Here is a 25,567-nt window from a genome sequence, read left to right as displayed (position 1 = left end):
GGACTATGGTGACGCCGGGCGGAACCTCACGTCCACGAAGTAGTTCGTGGAGTTCCAGGATCGGTTCGGGAGCCCCCCTCCGGTCCCGTACCGATACCGGCCGTTGGCTCCGCCCGGTGCCGTCAGCGGGCCGACCGTGCGCGACTGCGTGAGGGCGGCGGGCGTCGAGGAGTAGCGCCCGTTGGGGGCGTAGTAGGACACGACGTACGTCGCCCCCGGCGTGAGCGCGACCGGGGTCGGCAACGTGGCGTTCTGCCAGCCGGTCGCGGTCTCTCCGGTGAAGGTCACCTGGGCGATCCTGGTGCCGGCCGAGTTCCACAGCGAGCCGGTGTGGGTGCCGGTGTTGCCGGTGCCCTTGTAGAACCGGATCGCCGTCACCGAGCCGGCCACGGACGTCGTGAAGGCGGTGCCGACCTCGATCGGCATCAGATCGGCCGTCGACGCGGTCTGCGGCGTGACCCCGGTGAACAGCGAGACCTCTGTCGGGACGGCCGCGGCGGTCGTGAACGACCACGTCTGCGTCGGCAGGCTCACCCCGTCGGTCGAGACCACGCCCGAGGCGCTCACCGACACCGTCGCCCCGGCGGGCAGCGCGGCCGAGGGCGTGAACTGCAGCGTACGTCCGTCGGTGCTCCGCGCCGCCGAGCCGGCCACCGCAGACCCGTTGGCGGTGGCCGACATGCTCCAGCCGTTCGCCACCGGCGCCGAGAACGTGATCGAGGGATCGACCCCGGTGTCCACGCCCGTCGCGCCCGGGCTCGGATCGCGCCCGGTGACGCTCATCGTCGCTGCTGCCCGTTCGAAGACGACGTCGACGAAGTAGTTCGTCGCGCCCCAGCTGAAGGTGGGGAACCCACCTGCGGCTCCGTAGAGATAGCGGCCGTTGTTGGTCGCCGGCGCGGTCAGGTCACCCGAGGTCCAGGCGGTGTTGAAGAACCCGCCGGTGGCCGAGTAGTGGCCCTGCGGAGCGAGATAGGAGACGACGTACGTCGCCCCCGCCGTCACCGGGACCGGCTGGGAGAGCGTCGCCTCCTGCCAGCCCGAGGCGGTCTCACCGACGAAGGTGACCGAGGCCAGCCGGGTGCCGGAGTCAGACCACAGCGACCCGACATGGGTGCCGTTGTTGCCCGTCCCCTTGTAGAACCGGATCGCGGTCACCTGGCCGTCACGTGCGGAGGTGAAGGCCGTGCCCACCTCCACCGGGGACGCATCGCTCACCGCCAGCTGCTCTGGCGCCTGGGCACCGAAGAGCGACTGGCTGGTCGCCGACTGCGCTCGGGTGCGGAACGTCCAGCTCTGGGGAGCCAGCGTGGCCCCCTCGACAGAGGTCACCCCGGTCAGGCTGACCGAGACGTCCGCATCGGACGGGAGCGCATCGGTGGGATCGAAGGTGATCTCGTTGCCGGCCTGGTTCAGCGACGACGTCCCCGCGATCGGCCCGCCCGGGCCCGAGACGTTCATCTGGTAGCCGGAGGTGATCGCGCTCGAGAAACCGACGGTGATGTTGGTGCCGCGCGGCACCGAGACCGCACCCGGAGCCGGGCTCTGTGCCGTCACGGTCAGCGTCGGCGCACCCTTCTGGAAGACCAGGTCCACCATGTAGCTCGAAGCCGAGGAGTTGCCCGGGAATCCTTCGCCGTAGGTATAGGCGCCAGCCGTCGAGCTGACCGTGATCGGCCCCTTGGAGAGGTCCGAGGCGGCGAACGCGTTCGGCGTCGCCGAGTAGGACCCGTTGGTGTGGTAGGAGGCGACGTAGTCCACCCCCGCCTGGACCGCGACCGGCTGGGAGAAGGTGAGCGTCTGCCAGCCGGAGGTGCTCTCCCCGGTGAAGGTGCCCTGGGCCAACGCCTGACCGCTGCTCGACCACAGCGTGCCCGTGTGCGATCCGGTGTTGTTCACCCCCTTGTAGAACCGGACACCTGTGACGGTTCCGGTGACGTTCGGGCGGAACCGCACACCCAGGGTGAGCGAGGCGCGCTCGGAGTCCTCCAGGACCGTCGGCACGTCGTCGTCGTTATAGATCGAGCACGGGCACACTCCTGGTGTCGCCGGCGGTTTCGCGGTCGTGAACGACCAGGTCTTGCCGCCGGTGAGCGCCGTCCCCTGGGTGTCCGTGGCCGAGAGCGTGACCGTGTGCTTCACGAAGCCTGCCAATGAGTTCGAGGGCGTGAACGTGACCGTCCTGGTGGTGGCGTCATAACTGGTCGCCCCCGGCACCGATGCGCCCACGGCGTCCTTGACCGCGACCTGGACCGAGGAGGCCACCACCGGCTTGGAGAAGCGGGCGCTGATGGTCGTCGACCGCGGGACCGAGGACGAGTCCGCCAACGGCCATGGGCTGATCGCGGAGAGCGGCGAGTTGTCCGTGGTCGTGAAGACCACGTCGACATAGTAGTTGGAGTTCTGGTGCGAGTTGGACGGGAAGGTCCCCGGGTTGGCATAGACGCCCGCAGGCTCGGCCCCGTAGCCACCGGCGATCTCGAGCGGGTACGCCTCCATGCCTTGTGCGGCGAAGGCCCACGGCTGCACGGCGTAGCGCCCGTTGGGGGCGGTGTAGGAGACGATGTACGTCGTGCCCGCACTCAGCGCCACCGGGCTGGTGAACAGTGCCTGTTGCCAGCCGCCCGAGGTCTCCCCGCTGAAGGTGACCTGGGCAAGCCGCTCGCCGCTGGTGCTCCACAGCGAGCCGGTGTGGGTGCCGGTGTTCCCCGCGCCCTTGTAGAAGCGCACGCCGGCGGCGTACCCGTCGGTGAGGGGGCTGAAACGCAGGCCGAGCTCGGCAGCACTGGGGTCGTCGGCCGACGGTGTCGCCGGACCGGTCACGGCCGTCCAGGTGGTCGGGATCGCGGTCTCACCGAAGATGCTGCACCCACAGGAGACGTTGAACGTACGCGAGGTGACGGCGCCGATGTTGGCGCTGTCGTCGACCGCACGGACCTGGATCGGGGTGTTGCCGACCCCGTTCTGGATGTACTCGACGGTCCAGGCCGAGGTGCCCTTTCCGGGGTGCCAGCTGCTCCCGCCGTCCGTGGAGTACTCCACTCCGGCCACGATCCCGCCGCCGGAGTCGGTGGCGGTGCCGGTCAGGGTCACCTTGGCGCCGTTGGTCTGGGCCGATCCCGCCGCGGGTGTGCTGATCGAGACCGACGGACCGGTGGTGTCGGTCGAGGCCGTGACCGCCTGCAGCCCGGCCATGAGCGTGGTCGGCTGGGCGCCCATGTCGGCGAGCAGGTTGACCTGAGCCTGCTGCATCGCCGTGCTGGTCGCGTCGTCGTTGTAGGGACTGTCGTGCGTCGCGTCCAGACCCCAGGTCCACTGCACGGTGCCGGCCCCGAAGACCAGCGCGCCGCTCGGAGCGCGGTAGAGCGTGATCGAGTGGGTGGTCGTCCCGTCCCCGACGACGCTGCCGAAGTCACGCATGTACTGGCCCTCGATGAATCCGGTCGTCTCCGAGGCCCGGATCAGGCCGGGCGGTCGGAACCCGTTGTCCTGGGCTTCGTCGGACTCATAACCCACCGTGTGCGGGGCCAGCGCCGTGGTGGCACCGCTCATCTGGTTCAAGCCGGTGCCGCGCCAGAGCCGCTGTTTGCCCTGCTCCCGGGTGACGGTCAACGGCAGGTTGGTGTTGTTGGACATGAAGATGGTGCCGGTCAGGGCGTTCTCCGGTAGCCCGCCGCCCTGGCTCTTCGGCGCGTAGCGCGGGTCGCGCCAGGTCGAGGTGGACTCGTTGGCGGGGTCCGAGGCGCCCCACGCCTCCTTGTAGGTCACCAAGGTGCGGTAGGCCCTGCTGCTGGTCGCACCCTGCTGCGAGGACTCGTAGCGGGTACGCCAGTAGACCTCGTTGCCGCTGAGGAACTGCAGGTTCACCCCGGCGTCGCGGGCGGCCTCGACGTTGGCCCGCTGGGCACCGCTCCAGTATTCGTCGTGGCCGACGGAGAGGAACGTCTTGTGGTTGGTGAGCAGCCCGCCACGTCGGTCGGTGTCGATCCCGGAGATGTAGCTGACGTCGTACCCGTTCCGCTCCAGGAACCTCACCAGCGGAAACTCGTTGGCGAAGTAGAAGTCCCGCGCCGGGCTGTGCCGGGTCACGAAGGGCCGGTTGTAGCTGAGCTTGTAGGCCCGCCCGTTCGCGCCGCCCTGGTAGAAGCTCGACCCGCCGTAGAGGTTGTACGCCTGCCAGGTGGTGTCCGAGGTCTGGAAGACCACGTCGGAGTGGCTGGAGTCGTCGCGGACGATGAAGGTGATGTGGCTGGCCTCGTTCCGGTCGGCGCGGTGGAGCAGCGCGACGTAGACACCGGAGACCGCGGTCGACGGCACCTGCCAGGTCGCCGAGACCGCCCAGTTGCCGCAGTCGGTCATCTCGGTGGCGGCCTCGCGCGTGCAGTTGGGCTGGTTCTGCGGCAGGCTCGCCGACGGCGTGACCGACGCGATCCGCCGGGCTCCGTCACCTCCGTACCAACCGGTGCGATAGATCGTGATCGTGTACGCCGAGGCGTCGGTGTCGATCTTGAAGTCGATCGGGCTGCCGACGTTGACGCTGATGTCGGTGGCGAACCCCTGGATCGAGTCGTCCCCCGCCCCGTCGATGTCCCACTCGCTCGGCGGCGAGCCCGGCTTGGAGTTCTCGCACGCGATCTTGTTGCCGCCCGTGCCGCACGGGTCACCCGCGGCGTACGCCGTGGGCGCGGCGGTCAGGGCGGTCAGGCCGGTGAGGACGAGGACGGCTCCGAGCAGCGGTGCCAGGAACCTGCGGCTCCCGGATCTGGGATGCATCATGAAGGACGTGCCCCTTCTGAGGTCAGGCTCGCGAGCTCTCGTCGCGCAGCCAGGTCGTGTAGTCGCCGGCACGCACCGCTCTGCGGGAGAGCCAGCGCGCGATGACGGTGATCGTCAGGAAGACCGGGACCCGAAGTCCGACCGCCGGCTGACGCAGCCCGAGCTTGATGAGATCCGAGAGTGATGTCGATGCGTGGCGGACCGCGTGCCTGTCCGCCTGGGAGTTCCCGGTCGCCACCCGCGTACGGCGTCGGACCAGGTCGGCGACCGACCGTGGCGGCTGCACCACCACCACGGCGTTCGGGACGATCCGGCGCTCCCGCGGCGCGAACGCCTCGGAGACCACCAGGTCGTCGTTCATGAGCCGCGCCTGGGCGTCGACCCGGGCCTGGCCCTCGGCGGAGAGACAGAACGCACCGCGGCCGAACAGGCCGTCGCGTACGCTCGGCAGGCTCTCCCACACCCGGTAGTAGGCCCGCACCGGCCACGACGAGGCACCCGTGGGCACCTCACGCGCCGGCCCGGCCGCATGCACCTCCGGCTCCGCCACGGCACCGACCAGGCGGAGCGCGTCGGGTCCGGGGAGACGTACGTCGGCATCCAGGTGCAGCCGCGGGAAGACCGTGGTGGCCGCGTTGCCCAGCTCGACCGCGAGGGCCTTCGAGGCCGATGGAGTCTCCAGCACGCGTACGCCCGGGACCGACCGCGCCGCCGTGGCGGTGTCGTCGGTGCAGCCGTTGCAGACCACCACGACCTCGAAGGTGCCCGCCGGGACACCCTCGAGCAGCGCAGTCAGGTTCCCGCGCAGTCCGACCGACTCGTTGTGCGCGGGAACGACCACGCTCGCCACCGCCGGGGACCGTTCCATGACCGGAGCATCGCCGCGCCGCGACGGCCTGGAACCGGGTGGGCTCACTCATCACCCAATATCGGTGACGGCGGGTCCGCGGGCCGGCGGGGGACGACGAAGTTGATCATGTTGCCGTTGTCGTAGTCCCGGGCGACGACCCGGCCGGGGTTGCCGCCGACCAGGCTGCGTGGCGGCACGTCCTTGGACAGCACGGTCCCCGCCGAGATGGTGCAGCCGTCGCCGACCGTGATGGCGCCCGAGACCACCGCACCGGGGCCGATCCAGACGTCGTCGCCGATGGTGGGGACGCCGTGGTCCCCCGCGGCGATCCGCTGGCCGATCGTGACGTTGTGGTGGAGCACGCAGTTGCTGCCGATCACCGCCGGCCCGATGATGATCCCGGAGCGGTGCATGACCAGCAGCCCGGGGCCGATCTCGGCGCGCCGGCCGATGTCGGCGTGGTGGATCCGCATGTTGTGCCGGTTCCAGAACCAGAAGATGCCCAGGGCGGCCACCCCGAGCAGCGGGCGACGCTCACGGAGGCCGCCCGCCCAGCGCCCGAAGCGGTAGCAGGCCACGCAGTGGAGCTCGTAGTCGGTCAGCCAGAACCGGACCCTGGCGAGCAGCGAGGGACGCGGCCGGCCGAGGTTGATCGTGTACATCTTGGCCAGGTCGACGGCGAAGTCACCGCTCTCCTGGCCGGCAGGACCCGGTCTGACCAGCAAGGCCGGCCTACCCAGCAAGGCGGTCCGCCGCCGTCTTCCGGGCCACGTAGTCGACCAGGTTGGCGACACCGTCGAGGTTCGACGGCACCGTCTCGGCCTCGGTGACGGTGATCTGGAACTCCTCCTCGAGGAACTCGATGAGCTCCAGGATCCCGGTCGAGTCGATCACTCCGGACTCCACCAGCGAGTCCGTCGGCGCGGGCAGCCGCTCCTCGTCGCCCAGCAGGAGGCTGTCGAGGATGAACGCCTCGATCGTTCGCTGTAGGTCTGCCATCTTCTGCACTCTCCCTGGTCACCTGTGTGGTGCCGGCCCCACCTGGGTCGGCCGTGTCCTTGCACACGCCCACTGTTCTGACCCCGTCGGCGCAGCACGTTCACCCGCGCGAAACATGCCGACATTGGGTGATAAACGCCCCGGTAGCGGGCCGCTCTCCCGCCTGCGCCGACAAGCCTTGGCGGCCAGACGCGCAGACATCTACCGAGGAGAGCCATGTGCGGAATCTGCGGGGTCCACTCCGCCGACGCGCCCGACCCCGGTCTCGTACGCCGGATGCTGGCCGCCCTGGCCCACCGCGGGCCCGACGGCAGCGGCTACTACCGCGACGAGCGGGTCGCGCTGGGTCACACCCGGCTGGCGATCGTGGACACGATCGGCGGCGTGCAGCCGATGTGCGGCGAGGACGAGCAGGTCTGGGTGACCTTCAACGGCGAGATCTTCAACCACGTCGAGCTCGCCGCCGAGCTGCGCGCACGCGGGCACCGCTTCCGCACGCGTAGCGACACCGAGGTGATCGTGCACGCCTGGGAGGAATGGGGTCCGGGCTGCTTCGACCGGTTCAACGGTCAGTGGGCGCTGGCGATCTGGGACCGGCGCAGCGGTGAGCTGGTGCTCGCCCGGGACCGGTTCGGCGTGCGTCCCCTCTACTACACGCGGTCCGGCGGGAAGCTGCTGTTCGCCTCGGAGGTCAAGGCGCTGTTCGCCGATCCGGAGGTGCCGCGAGAGCTCGACCCGGCCGGGATCGACCAGGTGCTGACGCTGTGGTCCACGGTCGCTCCGCAGACGGTCTTCCGCGGGATCGAGCAGGTGCCGCCCGGCAGCTACCTGACCTTTCGCGACGGCGTCGAACCGACCGGCACGCGCTCGTGGGCGCCGACCTTCGCCGCCCGCGGCAGCGAGCCGCGCACCGATCTGGCGGCCAACGCCGAGGCCCTGCGGGAACGGCTGGTGGCCGCCACCCGGCTGCGGTTCGAGCGCAGCGACGTGCCGGTGGCTGCGTACCTCTCCGGGGGGATCGACTCCGCGGTCACCGCCGGTGCGATCGCGGGGTTCACCGACGTACCGCTGCACACGTTCTCGCTGCGCTTCGCCGACGACGAGTTCGACGAGGGCGGCTACCAGACCCTGATGGCGAAGCGGCTGGGCACCGTGCACGAGGACGTCGTGGTCCGCGAGCGCGACATCGCCGAGGTCTTCCCCGACGTCGTACGCCACGCCGAGAGCCCACTGCTGCGTACCGGCCCGGCACCGATGTTCCTGCTCTCCCGCCTCGTACGCGAGTCGGGGTTCAAGGTGGTGGTGACCGGTGAGGGCAGCGACGAGGTGCTCGGCGGGTACGACATCTTCCGCGAGGGGCGGATCCGCGAGCTGTGGACCCGCGACCCGGCCGCGGCCGAGGCCGCCGTGGAGCAGCTCTACCCGTGGATGAAGCGTTCTCCGCACCAGGCGCCCGCCTTCGCCAAGAGCTTCTTCGGGCGCAACATCGTCGCCGGCGACCCGGCGATCTCCCACCGGCCGCGCTGGGACGCGACGGCCGTGCTGCGCTCGATGCTGACCGCCGAGGTCCGCGAGGCCTGCGACCGGAGCCCGGCCGACGAGGTCGTCGCCGCGATGCCGGCCGAGCAGGCCGGCTGGGACCCGCTGTCGAGGGCGCAGTGGCTGGAGATGACGACGCTGCTGCCCGGCTACATCCTGGCCTCCCAGGGCGACCGGATGCTGATGGGCAACTCGATCGAGGGCCGGTTCCCGTTCCTCGACCCGAACGTCGCCGAGCTGGCCTCCCAGGTTCCCGCCGACCACAAGATCAACGGCATGGACGAGAAGCACCTGCTCAAGCTCGCCTTCGCCGACCTGGTGCCCGAGGAGATCCTGCGCCGCCCGAAGCAGCCCTACCGGGCGCCGGACGCTGCCGCCTTCTTCGCCGGGGGCACCCCGGACTGGGTCTTCGACGTCACCTCGGGTCCAGCCCTGGCGGCCGCCGGGGTGTTCCGGCCGGAGCTCGTCCAGCGGCTGCTGGAGAAGGCCCGGCGTACGGACGGACGTCGGCTCGGCAACACCGACAACATGCGTCTGGTCGCCGTCCTCTCCACCCAGCTGCTGCACAGCGAGCTCCTCGCCGGCCCGGTCGCGGGGCCGACCGCACCACCCGAGCCGCTGACCGTCTTCGACCGCACTCTCGTGCCCACCGGAAGGAACCCAGCCCAGCCATGAACACACCAGCCACGACCAGCCAGAACACCGCCTTCGGGTTGGCGACACTCCGCTTGGACGAGGAGGCCGAGGCGACCCGGATCGGCGAGGCGATGCGCCGTTACCTGGTGGCCAACAGGCGCAAGGGCATCGTGCTCGGGGTCTCCGGCGGGATCGACTCCAGCGTGGTGGCCGCCCTGGCGGTCAAGGCGCTCGGCCCGGAGCGGGTCCTCGCGCTGCACATGCCCGAGCAGGAGTCGTCGGAGGACACCATCGGGTTCAGCACCCTGCTGACCGACTCCCTGGGGATCGACTCGGTGCTCGAGGACATCTCCCCGGTGCTGGTCGGCCTCGGCGCCTACCAGCGCCGTGACGACGCGATCCGGCGGGTCGTGCCTGCGTACGGACCGGGGTGGAAGTCGAAGATCGTGCTGCCCAACGTGGTCGACTCCGACGCGTACCGGCTCTTCTCCGTCGTCGTCGAGGACCCCACGGGCACCCAGAGCACCCACCGCCTGACGACCGAGGCCTACCTGGAGATCGTCGCCGCGACGAACTTCAAGCAGCGCGCCCGCAAGGCGCTGGAGTACTTCCACGCCGACCGGCTCAACTACGCCGTCGCCGGCACCCCGAACCGGCTCGAGTACGACCAGGGCTTCTTCGTGAAGCTCGGCGACGGCGCCGCCGACCTGAAGCCGATCGCACACCTCTACAAGTCGCAGGTCTACGCCCTGGCCGCCCATCTCGGCGTCCCGGAGGAGATCCAGGCCCGCCCCTCCACCACCGACACCTACTCCCTGGAGCAGTCGCAGGAGGAGTTCTACTTCTCGCTGCCCTACCAGCGGATGGACCTGTGCCTCTACGGCCTCAACCACGGTGTCCCGACCGTCGAGGTCGCCGAGGCCACCGGTCTCACCGTCGAGCAGGTCGAGCGCGTCTACCGCGACATCGAGCAGAAGCGGCGCACCACCGCCTACCTCCACGCCGCCCCCGAGCTCGTCGACGAGGTCCGTTGAATATCAAGCATTCTTGATATAGCGTCGGAGGCATGAGCACACCACCCTTCATCCCTGCCGACCACCTCGGCGCCGTGAACCGCGCCCTGACCACCACGACCCGCGGCGGCGAGGAGCTGCGCGTGCTCGTCGTCGAACGCAGCTACGACGCCGACCCCGACGAGGTCTGGGACGCGCTGACGACCAAGGAGCGCATCCCGCGCTGGCTGATGCCGGTCACCGGCGACTTCGAGGTCGGCGGCCGCTACCAGCTGGAGGGCAACGCCGGCGGTGAGATCCTCGCCTGCGACCGCCCGAAACTGCTCTCGATCACCTGGGACTACGGCGACATGAGATCGTGGGTCGACGCGACCCTGACCGCCGCCGACGGCCGTACGCTGCTCCGCCTCGAGCACTCCGCCCCCGTCCCGCCCGAGCAGTGGAAGGAGTTCGGCCCGAGCGCCGTCGGCATCGGCTGGGAGCAGATGCTCCTCGGCCTGGCCCTCCACCTCTCCGCCCCCGACGCCGAGAAGATGGACCCGATGTCCCCCGACGCACTGCCCGCCATGATCGAGCACACCCAGGGCTCCGCCGCCGCCTGGGTCGAGGCCGACATCGCCTTCGGCACCTCCCCCGACCAGGCCCGCGCCGCCGGCGAGCGCTGCGTCGCCGCCTACACCGCGATGCCGGACTAGTCGCTTGCACGCCTTCGACGTCCTCGGCGATCCCGTACGCCGCCGCATCCTCGAGCTCCTCGCCGACGACGACCTCACCTCCGGTCAGATCGTCGAGACCATCTCCGCAGAGTTCGGCATCCGCCAGCCCGCGGTCTCCATGCAGCTCAAGGTCCTGCGCGAGCACGGCTTCGCCAACGTACGCCCCGACGGCACCCGCCGCATCTACTCCCTCGACACCGCCCCCATGGCCGAGATCGACGCCTGGCTCACCCCGTTCCGCCGCTTCTGGACCCAGCACCTCGACGCCCTCGACACCGAGATCCGACGGGGACGCCGGAAGGGTTCCTCGGGAGAGTAAGTCCTGGTTAGGTCTCGGGACGCCGCTCTCAGGTCGCCGTGGCCTGGTGTCGGTGTTCGCCGCCGACCCTTGCTTCGATTGTTTCTCGATCACGCACCGCGTCAAGGACGGGCTGCGCCCGCCGCTTCGCGGTGGCCTGCGGCCATCCTTGACCCGGTACCCGATCGAGAAAGATTTCGCCTGTATCGGGTCGGCGGCGAGGGTGTGGCGCAGCGGATTCAGTTGGGCACGGGCTTGGGGGCTGTGGCTGGCGTCCACAGCAAGCTCGAGGTCTCTTCGTGTGTACAACAGCCGAAGCGCCGCGTATCCGAACTCTTTCCCCTGCATCGGGCGGTTTCCCCTGCTCCGGAGCAGGAGAAACCACCTTGCGGGTGGGGAAGTCTCCGCACGGGTGGGGAACACGTGCGGATACGGGCCGGCATAACGGTGGCCCGGCCGGGGCGACTCAGGACCCGGGCCGGTTCAGGGGCGGCGGGTGAACCGGATGGTGCCATCCGGTAGTCGCTCGTGGACGTACGCGGGGTTGTGGGCGAGGCGGTGATGATGGGGGCACAGCAGTGCCCCATCTTTGAGGTTGGTCTTCCCGCCGGCGGCCCAGGGGTCGAGGTGGTGGGCGTCGCACCATTCCGGGGGCATGTCGCAGCCTTCGGCCTGGCAGCACTTCTGCTGGAGTCGAAGTGCCTTGCGCTGGATCGGCTGGAAGAACCGGCTGCCCCGGCCGGCGTCGAGGACCTCGCCGTCTCCACCCAACACCCAGGGGATGATGGTGGCGTTGCACGCCATCCGCCTCGCCTCGGCGGCGGTGATCGTGGTGCCGTTGGTCTCGTCATAGCCCAAGGTGGCGATCCCGAGGTCCTTGCGCAGCTCCTCCAGGGAGATGACCACGTTGATCGTGGTCGCATCACCCCCATGGCGAGGCAGGCTGGCGGGGTCGATGGTCTCCAACAACCGGGCGAACCCTTGGCCCATCATCCGCTCCCACGGCGGCAACGGAGCACCCTTGGCAACGAGGTGCTGTTTGCGGGGCTGGGCGTAGGCCTCGACCATCCGCTTGAACCGCATCCCCATCGAGGTCGGCAAGACTCCCTCGAACCCGATCGTGCCGTCGTGGTTGTCCCACACCCGCAGCGCGGTCCTCTGCTGGGCCCGTTCCTCCTCAGCCAAGAGCGCTCGGGCTTCGGCGTCCTCGAACCGGACCGGGTCGATCTCGACCAGGATCCGTTTGCCCACGGTCCGCAGCTGGTTCACGGTCAACTCACCGGCGTAGTCGACCAGCAGCTTCTCCGCGAGGATCAGGTGCTCTGGACTGGCGACCGGATCCGTCTTGATCTTGTCCAACGCCCTCGTGATCACCCGGGCCTTGTCCAACGACACCACGCCCTCGGCCAGCCCGGCGGCCACCAGGTCGTACCTGGCGACCCTGGTCGCCAGTTTGATCTGCGAGCGCGCCGCGCCCTTGTCGACCAACAACTCGGCCCGCATCCAGGCCGAGGCGTCCTTCGCGCCGGTCTCCTCCGCGATGTCACCGGCGCTGGCGAGCAGCCGAACACTGACCGCGCCGAGCTTGGCCTGGAGCTTCTCCAGCCGCTTCAACGCGTCTTTCTTCTGCCCGGTGCGCCAGTAGGCGGGGTCCCTTGTCAACAGCCTGTCAAGGGCGGTTTCGATAGCAGCCAGTTCGGCGTCGATCGCGTCACCAGGGTCGGTGCCCCAGCGGTCGATGTCGCGCCCGAGACTCATCGCATGCTTCCTTGAAGGAGGTGTGTTGTGATGACTCTGATTCTACGCCTCAACCGCTCTCTTTACTATCTATTTTCCCTGTTCAGAGGAGGTTTTCGCGGCGAGCGAACATCCTCGCTTCTGTGGATGGTAAGTGGCCCGAAGGGCCACCCCTCACACCCCACCAACACCACCTATCCCAGCAACGATTCCGCTGCGCCACACCCGGGCCGCCGCCCCGATAGCCAGCCAAATCTTTTCTCGACGGGCCCCGGTGTCCAGGACCGCGAAGCGGCCGGCGAAGCCGGCGGCCGCAGGCCGTCCTTGACTCCGGGGTCCGTCGAGAAGACCATCCGTGATCGGGTCGGCGGCCCACACCAGCCCCGAAGAAGCGGTCACGAAACAGATGGTCTCGACAAGCTCGACCACCGAGAATGCCGAGTCGGCGCATCTTGACCGGCTCGCTCGCTTCGCTTCGCGAGACACCGGTCAAGATCCGCCGACTCGGCAGGGTTACACGCCGCCCTGCCACTGCTGTTCTCGACAAGCTCTCGACTACCCCCTCACCGGTCCACGACACAGACCCCCAAACGCGGCCGGCAAACCGACACCCGCAGGGCGCGTCCTTGACGCCGGACCAGCTAGAGAAGACCCTCGTGACCGGGTCGGCGGCCCACACAGCCCCGAAGAAGCGGTCACGAAACAGATGGTCTCGACAAGCTCGACCACCGAGAATCACGAGATCCGACCACGACGCCGATCGGTGGTGATGAGCTCGACGTTGATCCCGGCGGCACGCACGAACGCGATGAGCTCGTCGTCGAACATCTCCCCCGGCTGAGGCGGACTGAGCGTGTGAGCCCCGGCGACGCCGAGCTCCACGAGCGTCGACTCCAGATCAGGAGCCATGAAGCCCAGGTGATGGAGGCCGTACGCGTGCGGCCCGGGAGTCACGGGCGTGATGAGCTCGAGGGCGATCGAGTCGGCCTTCTCCAGGAAGACCCCGCGGACCCCGTGGCGGGTGCTGACGACCGGGTCCGTGACGCGACGGTAGCCGAAGAGCCGCTCGAAGGCCTCGGCGGTGCGGAGCAGGTCGCGGACCTGGATGCCGATGTGGTCGAGTCGGAGATCAGGCATTCTCACCTCGCAGCGGGGCGACTTCGGCGACGGCAGTGGCGATGGCCATCCGAGGCCCGGAGACGGTGGCGACACGGACCTCCGTGACCCCGGCGAGCGCCGCGAGATCGGCCGCGGGGCCTTCGAGGCTGACCGCAAGAGACCCGGGTGCCTCCTCGAGCACGGTGATCCCGCGCCACGGCAGCGGCCCGGACCATTCGCCGGGGCCGAGCGCCTTCCAGACGGCCTCCTTGGCGGCGTACCTCATCGCGAAGGCCGTGGCGGGGGTCGCCGCAGCCATGCACTGGGCGATCTCGGCGTCGGTGAACCAGCGGACCGCGAACCCGGATCCACGCAGCCCCAGCAGCCGCGCGAAGCGTCTGATGTCGGCGACGTCGATCCCGACCCCCTGAAGGCTCATCACCACTCATCGCCCCTCGTCAGCAGCTCACGCGACCGGACTCTGGGTCGCCACCATCTTGAGCAGCTCGGCGGCGACCGCCTCCGAGCCCGCCGCGTTGAGGTGGCCGCGGTCGACGGTCAGGTGCTCGTTGAGCACGTAGTAGATGTTGCCGTCCTTGCTGCGTTCCTCCGTGCCCGCCGACTCGACCGCGGCGATGTCGAGGAGACGTCCGCTCGCTGCGTACCTCTCCCTGATCATCGCGTTGTAGCGCTCCCGGGCGACGTTGTCGGCGGGCCCCATCCTGTCGTCGCCGCCGAGAGCCGCCTTGACCTTCGACCTCCAGCCGCGGTCCGCGGTCAGCGGCACGGTCGTGTAGAGGAAACGTACGTCGGGATGCGCCGCCTCGAGGTCGGCCATCATCGACACGTACGCGTCGAAGACCGCCTGCACATCGGTGGACGCGGTGACGTCGGCGTAGCAGAGCTTCATCAGCGCCACGTCGACGTACTCGCCCGCGGGGCCGGCCATCACGTCCGCGAACGCCGCGAGCTTGCCGAGCGGCTCCCCGTTGACCCCGAGATAGGCATGCCTGAGCGTCGCATCCGGGGCGTCCTCACCCGAGGAGACGTCCGCGACGACCGGCGCGGGCACCGCGGCGTCGGCGTACACCCGCGCGACCCCGTCGAGGATGTTCGTCCCCACCGACTGGTGCCCGAACAGCACCGTGGTCTCCCCCGCCACCCGCAGGTCGTCGTCGGACGGCCATGCGACCGCGACCGGATCGTTCACTCCTGGACTCCTGACCAACCAGGCCCCGGCCAGTGCGACCGCGACGATCAGCACCCCCGCCCACACGCCGGCCAGCAGCTTGACCGATGCGGGCACCTCCCGCAGCGACATCTCTTAGCCCACCTTGACCTCGCCCACACTGTCGTCCTCGACGTCGGCGTCATCGATGTCGTCCCCGGTGCCGGACGGCTCATCGGCCAGTCTCATGCACATGGTTCGTACGTCCCGCTTGACCACCTTCCCGCTCGCGTTGAGCGGCAGCGCGTCGACGAAGCGGACCACCTCGGGCACCATGTGCTTCGAGAGCCTCTCGCGACAGTGCGCGATCACGTCGGCGCCCCGCAGCCCGGCCCCCCGTCGACGCACCACGACCACCTCGACCCGCTCGCCCGCGAGGTCGTCCGGGAGACCGACCGCCGCCGCTGCGACGACCTCGGGCAGCTCGAGCACCGCGGACTCGACGTCCTGGCAGGCGATCCGGTGCTCCCGCGACTTGATGAAGTCCTCGATCCGGTCGACCACGTAGATGTAGCCGTCCTCGTCGACCTTCGCCAGATCTCCCGTACGCAGCATCCCGCCGGGCATCTTGCGGGCCGTCGCCTCGGGGTCGTCGAGATAGCCGGGTGAGATGTTGGCACCGCTGGCCCAGATCTCGCCGACCTGACCCGGCTCGACGTGCACCCCGTCGCTGTCGAGCACCCGCAGGTCGACGCCCGGGATGCCTCGGCCGACCGACCCCGGCCGACGGCAGAGCTCCTCGGGCGGGAGGTAGGAGAGCCGGGCGGTGGCCTCGGTCGCCCCGTACATCACGAAGGTCCTCGCCTGCGGCTGGGCGTGCGCCAGCTGCTCGACCAGAGCGGGCGCGAGCCGGCCGCCGGCCTGCTGGATCGTCCTCAGCGACGGCACCGGGGTGGTGCCGAAGGTGCTGTTGCGCAGCAGCGTCCCGAAGGTCGAGGGCACCCCGGCGAAGCCCGTGCAGCGTGCCGACACCATCCGGTCCACCACCGCCTGCGGGAAGACGAACGTCGACTGGATGACCAGCCCGGCGCCGGCCCGCAGATGGGTGTGCAGGAGCGAGAGCCCGAAGACGTAGGCGAACGGCAGCACGACCAGCATCCGGTCCGTCGACGTGATGTCGAGATAGCCGAGGATCGAGGTTGTGTTCGCCTGGATGTTGCGGTGGGTGAGCCGCACCGCGCGCGGGTCGCCGATGGTCCCGGAGGTGAACATGTAGAGCGCGTCCTGCTCCGGGTCGACCTCGACCGTCTCGACCGGCTCGACCGGCGCCGATCGCTGCTTCGGGATCAGCCGCTCCTTGCGCTCCACCACGACGGGCAGGCTCCGCGGCAGGCTCAGCCGCAGCGCCTCTGCCTGGGCGCGCCCCACCAGCAGCGCATCGACACCGACCCACCGCACCCGGGCCACCACCTCCTCGGCCGGCAGCGTGACGGCCAGCGGGACCACGACCAGCCCCAACCGGAGCGCGGCGAGATAGGCCGAGGCCCAGAACAGCCCGTTGGGCGCCAGGATCCCGACCGGCGTGCCCGGAGTCAGCCCGAGCACCGAGAGGCGCCCCGTCAGTACCGCCACGCTGGCTCGCAGCTCTTCGAAGGTGTACTCGCGACCCGCTTCGGCGAGCGCGATCGAGTCCTCGGGCGCATGCTCGAGAAGAAAGTCGGCAGTGTTCAACGTGGCCCGTCCCCCGGGATGCTTGGGCCGGGACCGTTCCCGGCAACGGCAACGTCGCACGGCTCACCTCGACGGGCGGTGGGCCGTTCGGCAGGCTGCCTGAAATTGAGTACGCAACCCACCCATCGGTCCCGACTCGGCTCCGAGGCGCGTCGACTGGTCTCGTGAACCCCAAGCGTCTCCTCCTGCTCGTGCTGCTCGGCGTGCTCGTCGGCGTCACGATCTTCTGGGTGCCGGGGCGCTTCGCCGACTCCTCCGCCGGCAAGGACGGCGGCGGCTCGGACTCGTCGTCCCAGACCGGCTCACCGGGAGCCGGCCCGAGCTCGGACCCGGACTCCGGGTCGAAGTCCGGGTCCGGCCCGAAGTCGAAGCCGGAGGCCGCGAGCGAGGCGCTGCCGGAAGCGGCCTCGACCTCGACCCCGACCGAGTCGGGCCTGCCCGGCCTCACCGAGAAGCCGCGTACGAAGTCGGCGGCGCTGATCTCCGAGCCGCTGCCGAAGTCCGCGGTCCGCAAGGGCGCGCTGGTGGCCGGCTACCCGACAGCGCTGGCACCCCCCTCACGCACCACGGTCGAGGTCTCCAGCGTCTCCTCCACCAAGGGCGCCCTCCAGGTGGCGCTGACCGCGAGCTGCCGGCGGCCCTGCGACGTGCTGCGGCACTACCGGACCCGCCTCGCACAGCATGGTTTCAAGGAGGTCGCGACGACCTCGGTCGAGAACGCCCCCGCGCTGTCGCTGCGCCGCGGCGATGAGACCGTGAGCGTCACGGTCACCCACACCGGCCGCCGCACCGTCGACTTCAGCCTCTACTCCGTCCTCCACACGAAGACCTGAGCCGGTGTACCTGTCTCTCAGCGACCGTCCCACCACGAGTGCCGAGCCGCGCCAGACCCGTGGGCGGGTCTCCCGGACCGTCATCACCCTCGGCATCGTCAGCCTCCTGACCGACATCTCCTCGGAGTCGGTCTCGGCGATCCTGCCGCTCTACCTGACCGCGGTGGTGGGGCTCTCGCCGGTGGCGTACGGGCTCATCGACGGGCTCTACCAAGGGATCTCCTCACTGGTGCGGATCGCGGCCGGGTGGGCGGCCGACCGCACCGACCGGCCGCAGCCGGTGGCGCTGGCGGGCTACGCGATGAGCGCGGTCGCGCGGCTCGGGCTGATTTTCGCCGGTGGCTTCGGGACGATCTCGGCGGCGATCTCGCTGGACCGGGTCGGCAAGGGCGTACGCACCGCGCCTCGCGACGCGATGATCGCCGCCTCCAGCGACCCGGCGCACCTCGGCCGCAGCTTCGGCGTCCACCGGGCGCTGGACACGGTCGGGGCCACCCTCGGGCCGGTGCTGGCGTTCGTGATCCTGTGGCGGATCGCCGACGGCTACGACACCGTCCTGGTCGTCTCGCTCGGCTTCGCGGTGCTCGGGGTGGCGACGATGGCGTGCTTCGTGCCGTTCCGCACCGGAGCCGTCCGCCGGACCGTTCCGCACCGCAGCGAGCCGCGGCCCAGGGTGCGCTGGCGCAGCGCGCTCACGCCCGGTCTCATGCGGGTGACCGGCGTGTCCGGCGTGCTCGCCCTGCTCACCGTCGGTGACGGCTTCGTCTACCTGGCGCTGCTGGAGACCGGTGGCTTCGCGGCGCAGTGGTTCCCGGTCCTCTACGTCGGGACCAACCTCGCCTTCCTCGCCCTGGCCGTCCCGATGGGCCGGCTCGCGGACCGGGTCGGGCGCGTCCAGGTCCTCGTCCTCGGCCATCTCCCGCTCGCGGCCGCCTATCTCTGCGCCGCCACCGGGTCCGGGGCGCTGTGGACGACGTGCGCTGCGGTGCTCCTGCTCGGCGTCTTCTACGCCGCGACCGACGGCACCCTGGCCGCGGTCGCCGGGCAGCTGGTCCCCGAGACCGTACGCGCCAGCGGCATCGCCACCGCCCAGACCGCGGTCGCGCTGGCTCGGCTCGTCGCCGCGACCGGCTTCGGTCTGCTCTGGTACGCCGTCGGCCCCCGCGTCGCGATGCTCGTGGTCTGCGCGGTGCTGCTCGCCGCGATACCGGCCGGCCTCGCGGTGCTGCGCAGGGCGGCGCGATGAGGACGTCCTGGGTCAAGCAGCGCACCACCGTCTTCGGCGCGATCGTCGTGCTCGTCACGGCCGGCGTGACGGCGTACGCCCTCTCCGCGATCGCGGAGAACGACCGGCGTACGTCTCGGGCGACCGACGCGACGACCACCTCCCTGACGCAGATCGAGAAGGGACCGAGGATCCTCTTCCGGCACACCGGGCGCGACGCCGACTACGGCCACGTCGGCGCGGTGGCGCTGGCCGACCCCGATGGTGCCCGGGCGCTCACGGACCTGAGCTGTGACCGGGTCTACGCGCAGGCTCGGTCGGTCTCCTGCCTGGCGACCGAGCGGGGTGTGGTGAGTCGCTACCGGGCGACCGACCTGGCGACGTCGGCGCCGGGGACGCGCTGGCGGGAGGTCGACGAGACCGACCTGCCCGGGCTGCCCAGCCGCACCCGGATCTCACCGGACGGGCAGCTGGTCTCCTCGACCGTGTTCGTCAACGGCGACTCCTACATGGTCAGCGGGTTCTCGACGCGGACCCTCGTCCGACGGGTCGGCGGGGCGAGCTACGGAGACCTGGAGAAGTTCCGGCTGATCGTCGACGGCCGCCGGGTCGCCCCGGTCGACCGCAACGTCTGGGGTGTCACCTTCGCCGACGACGACCGCACCTTCTATGCGACCGTCGCCACCGGTGGCCGGACCTACCTGGTCCGGGGCGATCTCGCCGAGCGCTCCCTGACGACGATCGCCGACCACGTCGAGTGCCCCTCGCTCTCCCCCGACGGCACCCGGATCGCGTTCAAGGAGGCCGACAAGGAGGGCACCCGGTGGACCCCGGCGGTCCTCGATCTCGCCACCGGCAAGCGCACCGTCCTCGCCGGCGAGACCCACAGCGTCGACGACCAGATCGAGTGGCTCGACGACGACACCGTCCTCTACGGCCTCGAGCGTGAGAACGAGCCGGTCAGCGACGTCTGGGCCCTCGACACCACGGCCGCCGGGACCCCTCGGGTGCTGGTGCCGGAAGCGTCCTCGCCCGCGGTCCTACGCTGAATCGGGTACACCACCCCGGGTCTCCCCCGCTCCCCGCCGCATCACGGTTTGCTGAGGGGATGACCGTTGAGGAGACTCACGTCGCGCCCCGGGTAGAGCCCAGCGCGGACGTCGACGATCGTGCCGAGATCGGCGCCGGGAGCCTCGTCTGGCACCTGGCCCAGGTCCGTGAGCACGCCCGGATCGGCAGCGAGTGCATCATCGGCCGGGGGGCGTACATCGGTCCCGGCGTCGTGGTGGGAGATCGCTGCAAGATCCAGAACCATGCCCTGGTCTACGAGCCCGCCGTTCTCGAGGACGGGGCGTTCGTCGGGCCGGCGGTGGTGTTCACCAACGACTACCTCCCGCGTGCCGTCAACCCGGACGGCACCCTCAAGGACGGTGAGGACTGGGAGGCCGTCGGTGTGACGGTACGCACCGGCGCCAGCATCGGCGCCCGCGCCGTCTGCATCGCGCCGGTCACGATCGGTGCCTGGGCGATGGTCGCGGCGGGCGCCGTGGTCACCCGCGACGTACCCGACCATGCGCTCGTCGTCGGGGTCCCGGCCCAGCGGATGGGCTGGGTCGGGCACGCGGGCGCGCCGCTGGTGCCCCAGGGAGATGCCTGGCGTTGTCCGATCACCGGCACGCTCTACGTCATGCGCGGCGCGAGCGAGGACGCCGGCCTGGTCGCAGCCTGAGGTCGGGCTGCCGAGGTCAGGCGGCCCGCCACTCGGCCTTGTGGGCGATGCTGACCGCCGCGATCTGCGAGGAGACCCCGAGCTTGGCCAGGATCGACTTCACCTGGGTGCGCACCGTCGCCTCCGAGACGACCCGGAGCTTGGCGATGTCGCCGACGGTGAAGCCGTTCATCAGGTGCTCGAGCACCTGCGACTCCCGCGGGGAGAGCTGGGCGAGCCGGCGGCGGACCTCGATGACGTCCTGCTCCTGCCCCACCCATGCCCGGATCAGGCGCTCGCGCTCGTCGACGTCGAGCACGCTGAGACCGTAGTTGATCCTGCGTACGGTGCCCAGGATCTCGCCCAGCGGCACCGTCTTGGGCAGGACCGTGCGGGCCCCGACGTGCAGGGCGTGCCCCCAGCGGGTCCGGTCGGTCGAACCGGTCACCACGACGACGTCGGCGCCGGCCCGGGCGAGCGGGGCGATGAGGCGTACGCCCGAACCGTGCTGGCCCAGGTCGAGGTCGAGCAGGACGATGCGCGGCTGGGACCGCATGATCAGCGAGGTCAGCTTGGCATCCGAGGGCGGCACCTCGGGCAGGTCGACGCGGTGGGCGTCGTAGCCCTCGAAGGTGAGGGCCAGCTCGAGCGACTCGGCGAACAGGGTGTGGTCCTCGACGATGACCACCTTGAGCCGTTTACGCGGCGACACCACGGCGACCTCCCCGGGTCGGGGCGTCGTGATCGTCGGTCCCTTCGTCAGCCCGCTCGGACCCGTCGTCGATGCAGCCGAGCATCGGGATGCCGAGGACGAAGGTCGTGCGCTCGCCGGTCTCGACCAGCTCGAGGTAGCCGCCCTGGCGCTCCATCAGATCCCGCGCGACGTGAAGGCCGATCCCCTGACCGGTCGACCCCGGCCGGCTGACGCCCCAGGCGAAGATCCTGCGACGCAGCTCCGGCGCGATCCCGGGCCCGTCGTCCGACACCGCGATCTCGAGCGAGGTGCTCGCCGCTGCGGTGGCGCGCACCTCGATCCGGACCGTGCCGCTGCCGTGGGCGGCAGCGTTGTCGAGGAGCACGTTGAGCGCCTCGGTCACCTGGTCGGAGTCGCCCAGCGCCAGCATCCGGCTGGGGCGCCACTCCACGTCGGCCCCCTTCGCCTGATGGGCGAGGACCATGGTGGCCACCACGGCATCGAGGTCGATCACCTCGGCTCTCGGCTCGTCAGACCGCAGCTCGTCGGACCGCAGCTCGTCGGACCGCGGCTCCGGGATCGTCGGCGTCGCGGCGTCCTGCTGCTGGCGGACCATCCGCTCGAGCCGCTGCAGCTCGCTCTGCACCATCGCCGCCATCGCCGATCGCCGGTCCTCACCGATCGCGCCGGGTGAGTTGAGCAGCGTGGTCGCCGCCCGGATCCCCGCCAGCGCGGAGGCAGCCTCGTGCAGTCGGGCACGTTCACCGGCTCCGACTCTTGAGTTCGACACAGCACTCCCCTGGTCATCATCGAGCTGCGCCCTCCCAGACACAGCCAGGCGGCTGGAACCCGTGGAGACCAGAGCTCCAGCGTGAACAGCGCCATACAGCAAAGTGACCTTACTCAGTCACGTCGAGGGACGTATTGCCTACCTATTTTTGATTACCAGCCGTTACCGACCGGTGCCTGAAATTGAGGAATGGCGAGCATCTCGGCCCTCAGATGGGGGCGTGCCGGGTCACATACTCGGGTGACCATCCTCGATCATCCGCCCGTGCCGCCGCAGTCGGATCCTGCGGACGGGACCCCCACGCGCGGGTGGCGTCGTGCCCGCAAGCCGCTGATCGGGCTGCTGGTGTGTCTCCTCCTGCTGTGCGCGGCGGCCCTGACCGGGATCCTGTGGCTCCAGGCCAAGGTGGAGGGAAACCTCGAGCGGCTGCCGGACACCTTCTCCGGGCTCACCGACCGGCCGGCCAAGCCCACCTCGGGGTCGGCCGCCGACGCGGTGAACATCCTCGTCCTCGGCACCGACACCCGTTCGGACGCACCCACCACCGGCGCCGAGGCCCCCGGCTGGCAGCCGGGCCAGGCACGGTCGGACACGATGCTGCTCGTCCATCTCGACGGCGACCGCCGCTCCGCCTCGGTGGTCTCGATCCCCCGCGACTCCTGGGTCGACATCCCCGGTCACGGCAAGGGCAAGGTCAACTGGGCCTACTCCTTCGGTGGCCCCAGCCTCACGGTCGAGACCGTGGAGACGATGACCGACGTACGCATCGACCACCTCGCCGTCATCGACTGGGACGGCTTCAAGGCGCTCACCGACGCCATCGGTGGCATCGACATCTACATCCCGGAGACCGTCGAGGACCCTGCCCACGGGATCCGCTGGGAGGCCGGTCGCCACCATCTCGACGGCGAGCAGGCGCTGCTCTACGTACGCCAGCGCTACGGACTCCGAGACGGCGATCTCGACCGTGTCGCCCGTCAGCAGGCCTTCCTCCGCACCCTTCTCCAGCAGACGCTCCATCAAGAGCTGCGCAAGCACCCCGAGCAGGTCCTCGACCTCCTCGACCTCTTCACGAAGCACGCCTCCGTCGACGACGACTGGTCCACGACCGAGATGGCCAAGCTCGCCGCCTCCCTGCGCAACCTCCGCTCCGGGGACATCAGCTACCTCACCGTCCCCACCGACGGCACCGGCATGGTCGGCGACCAGTCCGTCGTACGCCTGGACCCCTCCCGCGACCGCGACCTGTGGCGCGCGGTCCGCGAGGACCGGATGGGCGATTGGGCGAAGGACAACCAGGATCTGCTGACCCCCGACGTCGTCCGTTGATCCTCGGAGTCGGGCGAGAGTCTTGGCTAGCTGGTTTCCGGGGCTGAGTCGGTAAGCCGGGTTGGTCAGAGGCGGTTTTCGGGGTTGGGGTGTCTCGTAGGGCTGGTGGCCGCCGACCCGTTACGGAGGGTGTTCTCGACGGCTCCCGGAGTCAAGGACGGCCTGCGGCCGCCGGCTTCGCCGGCCGCTTCGCGGTCCTGGACACCGGGACCCGTCGAGAATTTTGGCTGGTTATCGGGTCGGCGGCGGGGTTTGGCGCGGATGTCCTTGAGTTGGGCACGGGCCTGGGGATCCTGGTCGATGGGTCCTGGAGGCTGGGGTGTTTGCGGTGCTTTTACAAGACGATGACACCTTGTGAAGGCTTCACAAGCAGGGCCCTCGGCCAGGCCGCGATGACCCCGGCGCGGGAGCCGATGATGCCACCACCCCCTGCTGTCCACGCGGCCCAAACAGGCCGCCGGCACAGGACGAGGGCAGGATCACCAGCCATCGGGGCAGACCGACAGGGATCATCCGCATGAGCAGGCCGGCCGTGGTCAGGTGGCGCAGGATCGCCGGCAGGACCAACAGTCGGCAGCGGCACGCCGCGCACCGGCACCGCGGCACCGGCAGGCTGTGCGGGCACACCGCGGCAACGGCACGCGGGACCGGCAGGCGGCAACGGCACCCGGCACCAGCACCCGGCGCCCAGCACCCGGCGCCCAGCACCCGGCACCAGCACCCAGCACGAGCCCGATCAGCGCCGCCCGCAATACCTACAAGCCACGGGTCGGCTACCCAGCTGAACGGCACAACCCGACAGGGCACGGGGACACAGCCCAGCGATCGCCGCGTGACGGGCTCGGAAGCATGCAGACGCGACAGCGCCCACCCGCTCGGATCAGCCGGTCAACGTGCGTCGGGTGAACCGGATCCGACCGTCCGGCAGCCGCTCATAGTCGTAGTTGGCGTCGTGGATGCGGTGATGATCACTGGGACACAGCAACACCATGTTGGCCAAGTTGGTTCGGCCGCCTTCAGACCACGGTTTCAGATGGTGAGCCTCGGTCCAGGCCGCCGGGGCGTCGCAGTCTTCGGCCTGGCAGCACTTGTCGCGGAGCCTCAATGCTCGGTGTTGGATCGGGTGGGCCAGGCGGGCGGTGCGGCCTAGGTCGAGGATCTCGGAGTCGGTGCCGAGGACGACCGGCACCAGGTCGGCGTTGCATGCCATCCGCCGGGCCTCCGCGGCGGTGATCTGGTCCCCGTCGAACCCGAGGGCTGCGGTGCCGAGGTCCTTGCGGAGGTCGTCCACGCTCATGGTCACGAACACCGTGGTGCCGTGACCGCCGTGGCGGGGCAGCAGGTCGACGTCGTAGGTCTCGATGACCCGGGCGAAGGCCTGGCCCAGGAGCCGGTCATAGGGGGCTTTGCGGCCCCGGTTCTCGGCCGACAGCTTTCGGGGCTGGGCCAGGGAGTCCAGGATGGTGCGCAACCGCATCCCGACCGCGCGGGAGACCCGGGCGTGGAGGTCGATGGTGCCATCACCGTTATCCCGGCTCGAGAAGAACGTGCGCCGGGCGGCGTGCTCTTCCTCCCTCTGCAGGGCCTTGGCCTCAGCGGCTTCGAACCTCTCGGGGTCGATCTCGGCCAGGATGCGGCGTCCGGCGTTCTTGAGCTCGTTGGCGGTCATCCAGGCGGCGTAGTCGACCAGCATCTTCTCCGCCAGGGCCAGGTGCTCACCACTGGCAGCGGGGTCGGACTCAACGGCATCAAGCGCCTTCGTGATCACCCAGGCCTTGTCCTGGGACACCACACCTTCGGCCAGACCGGCAGCGACCAGGTCGTACTTCGCGACACCAGCAGCGAGCTTGATCTGGGAACGGGCCACACCCTTGTCGACCAACAACTCGGTCCGCAGCCACCCCGAGACATCCTTCGCCCCGGTCTCCTCCGCGATGTCACCCGCCGTAGCGAGGACTCGCAGCTTCAACGCGGCCTGCTGGGCTTGGAGCTTCTCCAGCCGTTCGAGCAGGTCCTTCTTCTGGCTCGTGCGCCAATACGCAGGATCGGTGGACAGCAACTCTTGAAGGGCGGCCTCGATGGCCTGCAAGGCAGCGTCGATCGCGTCGCCGGGGTTGGTGCCCCAGTGGTTGATGTCGCGCCCGAGACTCATCGCGTGCTTCCTTCAAGGAGGTGTTGTGATAGGTCTGATTCTACGCCTGAACCGCTCTCTTTACTATCTATTTTCCCTGATCAGGTGCTCGTTTCGCGGTGAGCGAACGTCGTCGTTCCTGTGGATGGTAAGTGGCCCGAAGGGCCACCCCTCCACCCCCACCAACACCATCCGTCGCAGGAGTGCATGCGCTGCGCCACACCCGGGCCGCCGCCCCGATAGCCAGCCAAATCTTTTCTCGACGGGCCCCGGTGTCCAGGACCGCGAAGCGGCCG

At 69.9% G+C, this 25,567-nt stretch carries 21 protein-coding genes; 9 read left to right on the top strand and 12 right to left on the bottom strand.

What is annotated here, in order from left to right:
* Positions 1 to 3 precede the first annotated feature (3 nt).
* The 4 genes from ACZ6WN_RS24235 to ACZ6WN_RS24220 are packed head-to-tail and all read right to left on the bottom strand — an operon-like array spanning position 4 to position 6,625.
* The gene (locus ACZ6WN_RS24235; protein ID WP_465868326.1) at positions 4 to 4,776 is read right to left on the bottom strand and encodes a DUF4082 domain-containing protein; all 4,773 of its coding nucleotides are present in this window, start codon (positions 4,774 to 4,776) and stop codon (positions 4 to 6) included.
* A gap of 22 nt (positions 4,777 to 4,798) precedes the next feature.
* Complete coding sequence (locus ACZ6WN_RS24230) at positions 4,799 to 5,644, bottom strand: glycosyltransferase family 2 protein (protein WP_465868324.1); 846 nt, start codon at positions 5,642 to 5,644, stop codon at positions 4,799 to 4,801.
* A 44-nt stretch (positions 5,645 to 5,688) separates the two neighbouring features.
* Positions 5,689 to 6,351, bottom strand: coding sequence for a serine O-acetyltransferase (locus ACZ6WN_RS24225; RefSeq protein ID WP_465868322.1), 663 nt, complete (start codon positions 6,349 to 6,351; stop codon positions 5,689 to 5,691).
* Between the two features lie 7 nt (positions 6,352 to 6,358).
* Positions 6,359 to 6,625 carry an acyl carrier protein gene (locus ACZ6WN_RS24220; RefSeq protein ID WP_378730874.1) on the bottom strand — a complete coding sequence of 89 codons (267 nt, stop codon included), beginning with the start codon at positions 6,623 to 6,625 and terminating at the stop codon, positions 6,359 to 6,361.
* Positions 6,626 to 6,841: 216 nt separating this feature from the next.
* Here ACZ6WN_RS24220 and asnB point away from each other — a divergent pair, with 216 nt between their 5' ends.
* From asnB to ACZ6WN_RS24200, 4 genes are read left to right on the top strand one after another with little or no spacing between them, the layout of a single operon-like run.
* On the top strand, positions 6,842 to 8,839 hold the full coding sequence (gene asnB, locus ACZ6WN_RS24215) for an asparagine synthase (glutamine-hydrolyzing) (protein WP_465868320.1): 1,998 nt from the start codon (positions 6,842 to 6,844) through the stop codon (positions 8,837 to 8,839).
* Positions 8,836 to 9,834: an NAD(+) synthase gene (gene nadE / locus ACZ6WN_RS24210; RefSeq protein WP_465868318.1), complete on the top strand. Its 999-nt coding sequence runs from the start codon at positions 8,836 to 8,838 to the stop codon at positions 9,832 to 9,834. Before asnB ends, nadE begins: the two co-directional genes overlap by 4 nt.
* A 32-nt stretch (positions 9,835 to 9,866) precedes the next feature.
* On the top strand, positions 9,867 to 10,508 hold the full coding sequence (locus tag ACZ6WN_RS24205; protein ID WP_465868317.1) for an SRPBCC family protein: 642 nt from the start codon (positions 9,867 to 9,869) through the stop codon (positions 10,506 to 10,508).
* 4 nt (positions 10,509 to 10,512) lie between these two features.
* Entirely contained in the window at positions 10,513 to 10,848 is a 336-nt protein-coding gene (locus tag ACZ6WN_RS24200) for an ArsR/SmtB family transcription factor (RefSeq protein WP_465868316.1), read from the top strand.
* A 462-nt stretch (positions 10,849 to 11,310) separates the two neighbouring features.
* On the opposite strand, the gene ACZ6WN_RS24195 is transcribed toward ACZ6WN_RS24200, so the two are convergent.
* The 5 genes from ACZ6WN_RS24195 to ACZ6WN_RS24175 form a co-directional block, all read right to left on the bottom strand.
* Complete coding sequence (locus ACZ6WN_RS24195; RefSeq protein WP_465868314.1) at positions 11,311 to 12,585, bottom strand: HNH endonuclease signature motif containing protein; 1,275 nt, start codon at positions 12,583 to 12,585, stop codon at positions 11,311 to 11,313.
* A gap of 714 nt (positions 12,586 to 13,299) precedes the next feature.
* Positions 13,300 to 13,701, bottom strand: a complete 402-nt coding sequence (locus tag ACZ6WN_RS24190) for a VOC family protein (protein ID WP_465868312.1) — start codon at positions 13,699 to 13,701, stop codon at positions 13,300 to 13,302.
* Entirely contained in the window at positions 13,694 to 14,101 is a 408-nt protein-coding gene (locus ACZ6WN_RS24185) for a holo-ACP synthase (protein WP_465868311.1), read from the bottom strand. Before ACZ6WN_RS24185 ends, ACZ6WN_RS24190 begins: the two co-directional genes overlap by 8 nt.
* Positions 14,102 to 14,128: 27 nt before the next feature.
* Positions 14,129 to 14,983 carry a hypothetical protein gene (locus ACZ6WN_RS24180; protein ID WP_465868309.1) on the bottom strand — a complete coding sequence of 285 codons (855 nt, stop codon included), beginning with the start codon at positions 14,981 to 14,983 and terminating at the stop codon, positions 14,129 to 14,131.
* A gap of 3 nt (positions 14,984 to 14,986) precedes the next feature.
* Positions 14,987 to 16,561 carry a class I adenylate-forming enzyme family protein gene (locus tag ACZ6WN_RS24175; RefSeq protein ID WP_465868307.1) on the bottom strand — a complete coding sequence of 525 codons (1,575 nt, stop codon included), beginning with the start codon at positions 16,559 to 16,561 and terminating at the stop codon, positions 14,987 to 14,989.
* Positions 16,562 to 16,725: 164 nt separating this feature from the next.
* On the opposite strand from ACZ6WN_RS24175, the gene ACZ6WN_RS24170 reads away from it, so the two are divergent.
* Genes ACZ6WN_RS24170 through ACZ6WN_RS24155 form a run of 4 tightly spaced genes read left to right on the top strand, consistent with a single transcriptional unit; the run spans position 16,726 to position 20,348 of the window.
* Positions 16,726 to 17,394 carry a hypothetical protein gene (locus ACZ6WN_RS24170; RefSeq protein WP_465868305.1) on the top strand — a complete coding sequence of 223 codons (669 nt, stop codon included), beginning with the start codon at positions 16,726 to 16,728 and terminating at the stop codon, positions 17,392 to 17,394.
* Positions 17,395 to 17,398: 4 nt separating this feature from the next.
* Positions 17,399 to 18,640: an MFS transporter gene (locus ACZ6WN_RS24165; RefSeq protein WP_465868303.1), complete on the top strand. Its 1,242-nt coding sequence runs from the start codon at positions 17,399 to 17,401 to the stop codon at positions 18,638 to 18,640.
* Complete coding sequence (locus tag ACZ6WN_RS24160; protein ID WP_465868302.1) at positions 18,637 to 19,668, top strand: TolB-like translocation protein; 1,032 nt, start codon at positions 18,637 to 18,639, stop codon at positions 19,666 to 19,668. Before ACZ6WN_RS24165 ends, ACZ6WN_RS24160 begins: the two co-directional genes overlap by 4 nt.
* Before the next feature lie 59 nt (positions 19,669 to 19,727).
* Positions 19,728 to 20,348 (top strand): acyltransferase, encoded by a 621-nt coding sequence (locus ACZ6WN_RS24155; protein ID WP_465868300.1) that lies wholly within the window; start codon positions 19,728 to 19,730, stop codon positions 20,346 to 20,348.
* Positions 20,349 to 20,364: 16 nt separating this feature from the next.
* On the opposite strand, the gene ACZ6WN_RS24150 is transcribed toward ACZ6WN_RS24155, so the two are convergent.
* Together ACZ6WN_RS24150 and ACZ6WN_RS24145 are read right to left on the bottom strand one after the other, a co-directional pair.
* Positions 20,365 to 21,039, bottom strand: a complete 675-nt coding sequence (locus ACZ6WN_RS24150) for a LuxR C-terminal-related transcriptional regulator (RefSeq protein ID WP_465868298.1) — start codon at positions 21,037 to 21,039, stop codon at positions 20,365 to 20,367.
* On the bottom strand, positions 21,026 to 21,811 hold the full coding sequence (locus ACZ6WN_RS24145; RefSeq protein WP_465868296.1) for a sensor histidine kinase: 786 nt from the start codon (positions 21,809 to 21,811) through the stop codon (positions 21,026 to 21,028). The genes ACZ6WN_RS24150 and ACZ6WN_RS24145 overlap by 14 nt, the downstream gene beginning before the upstream one ends.
* A gap of 240 nt (positions 21,812 to 22,051) precedes the next feature.
* On the opposite strand from ACZ6WN_RS24145, the gene ACZ6WN_RS24140 reads away from it, so the two are divergent.
* A complete protein-coding gene (locus ACZ6WN_RS24140) occupies positions 22,052 to 23,140 on the top strand; it encodes an LCP family protein (RefSeq protein WP_465868294.1) in 1,089 nt (362 codons plus the stop codon).
* Positions 23,141 to 24,020: 880 nt separating this feature from the next.
* Here the strand turns inward: ACZ6WN_RS24140 and ACZ6WN_RS24135 are convergent.
* The gene (locus ACZ6WN_RS24135) at positions 24,021 to 25,292 is read right to left on the bottom strand and encodes an HNH endonuclease signature motif containing protein (protein ID WP_465868292.1); all 1,272 of its coding nucleotides are present in this window, start codon (positions 25,290 to 25,292) and stop codon (positions 24,021 to 24,023) included.
* Positions 25,293 to 25,567 lie beyond the last annotated feature (275 nt).

Source organism: Nocardioides sp. NPDC054178, from assembly GCF_055585005.1.
Note: the sequence above shows the minus strand (reverse complement) of the source record. Positions and strands in the feature narration are given on the sequence as shown.

What these genes read in the sequence shown, in the direction of transcription:
- ACZ6WN_RS24235 (WP_465868326.1), bottom strand. Translation starts at nt 4,776, where the DNA reads ATGATGCATCCCAGATCCGGGAGCCGCAGGTTCCTGGCACCGCTGCTC.
- ACZ6WN_RS24230 (WP_465868324.1), bottom strand. Translation starts at nt 5,644, where the DNA reads ATGGAACGGTCCCCGGCGGTGGCGAGCGTGGTCGTTCCCGCGCACAAC.
- ACZ6WN_RS24220 (WP_378730874.1), bottom strand. Translation starts at nt 6,625, where the DNA reads ATGGCAGACCTACAGCGAACGATCGAGGCGTTCATCCTCGACAGCCTC.
- asnB (WP_465868320.1), top strand. Translation starts at nt 6,842, where the DNA reads ATGTGCGGAATCTGCGGGGTCCACTCCGCCGACGCGCCCGACCCCGGT.
- nadE (WP_465868318.1), top strand. Translation starts at nt 8,836, where the DNA reads ATGAACACACCAGCCACGACCAGCCAGAACACCGCCTTCGGGTTGGCG.
- ACZ6WN_RS24205 (WP_465868317.1), top strand. Translation starts at nt 9,867, where the DNA reads ATGAGCACACCACCCTTCATCCCTGCCGACCACCTCGGCGCCGTGAAC.
- ACZ6WN_RS24195 (WP_465868314.1), bottom strand. Translation starts at nt 12,585, where the DNA reads ATGAGTCTCGGGCGCGACATCGACCGCTGGGGCACCGACCCTGGTGAC.
- ACZ6WN_RS24190 (WP_465868312.1), bottom strand. Translation starts at nt 13,701, where the DNA reads ATGCCTGATCTCCGACTCGACCACATCGGCATCCAGGTCCGCGACCTG.
- ACZ6WN_RS24185 (WP_465868311.1), bottom strand. Translation starts at nt 14,101, where the DNA reads ATGAGCCTTCAGGGGGTCGGGATCGACGTCGCCGACATCAGACGCTTC.
- ACZ6WN_RS24180 (WP_465868309.1), bottom strand. Translation starts at nt 14,983, where the DNA reads ATGTCGCTGCGGGAGGTGCCCGCATCGGTCAAGCTGCTGGCCGGCGTG.
- ACZ6WN_RS24160 (WP_465868302.1), top strand. Translation starts at nt 18,637, where the DNA reads ATGAGGACGTCCTGGGTCAAGCAGCGCACCACCGTCTTCGGCGCGATC.
- ACZ6WN_RS24155 (WP_465868300.1), top strand. Translation starts at nt 19,728, where the DNA reads ATGACCGTTGAGGAGACTCACGTCGCGCCCCGGGTAGAGCCCAGCGCG.
- ACZ6WN_RS24135 (WP_465868292.1), bottom strand. Translation starts at nt 25,292, where the DNA reads ATGAGTCTCGGGCGCGACATCAACCACTGGGGCACCAACCCCGGCGAC.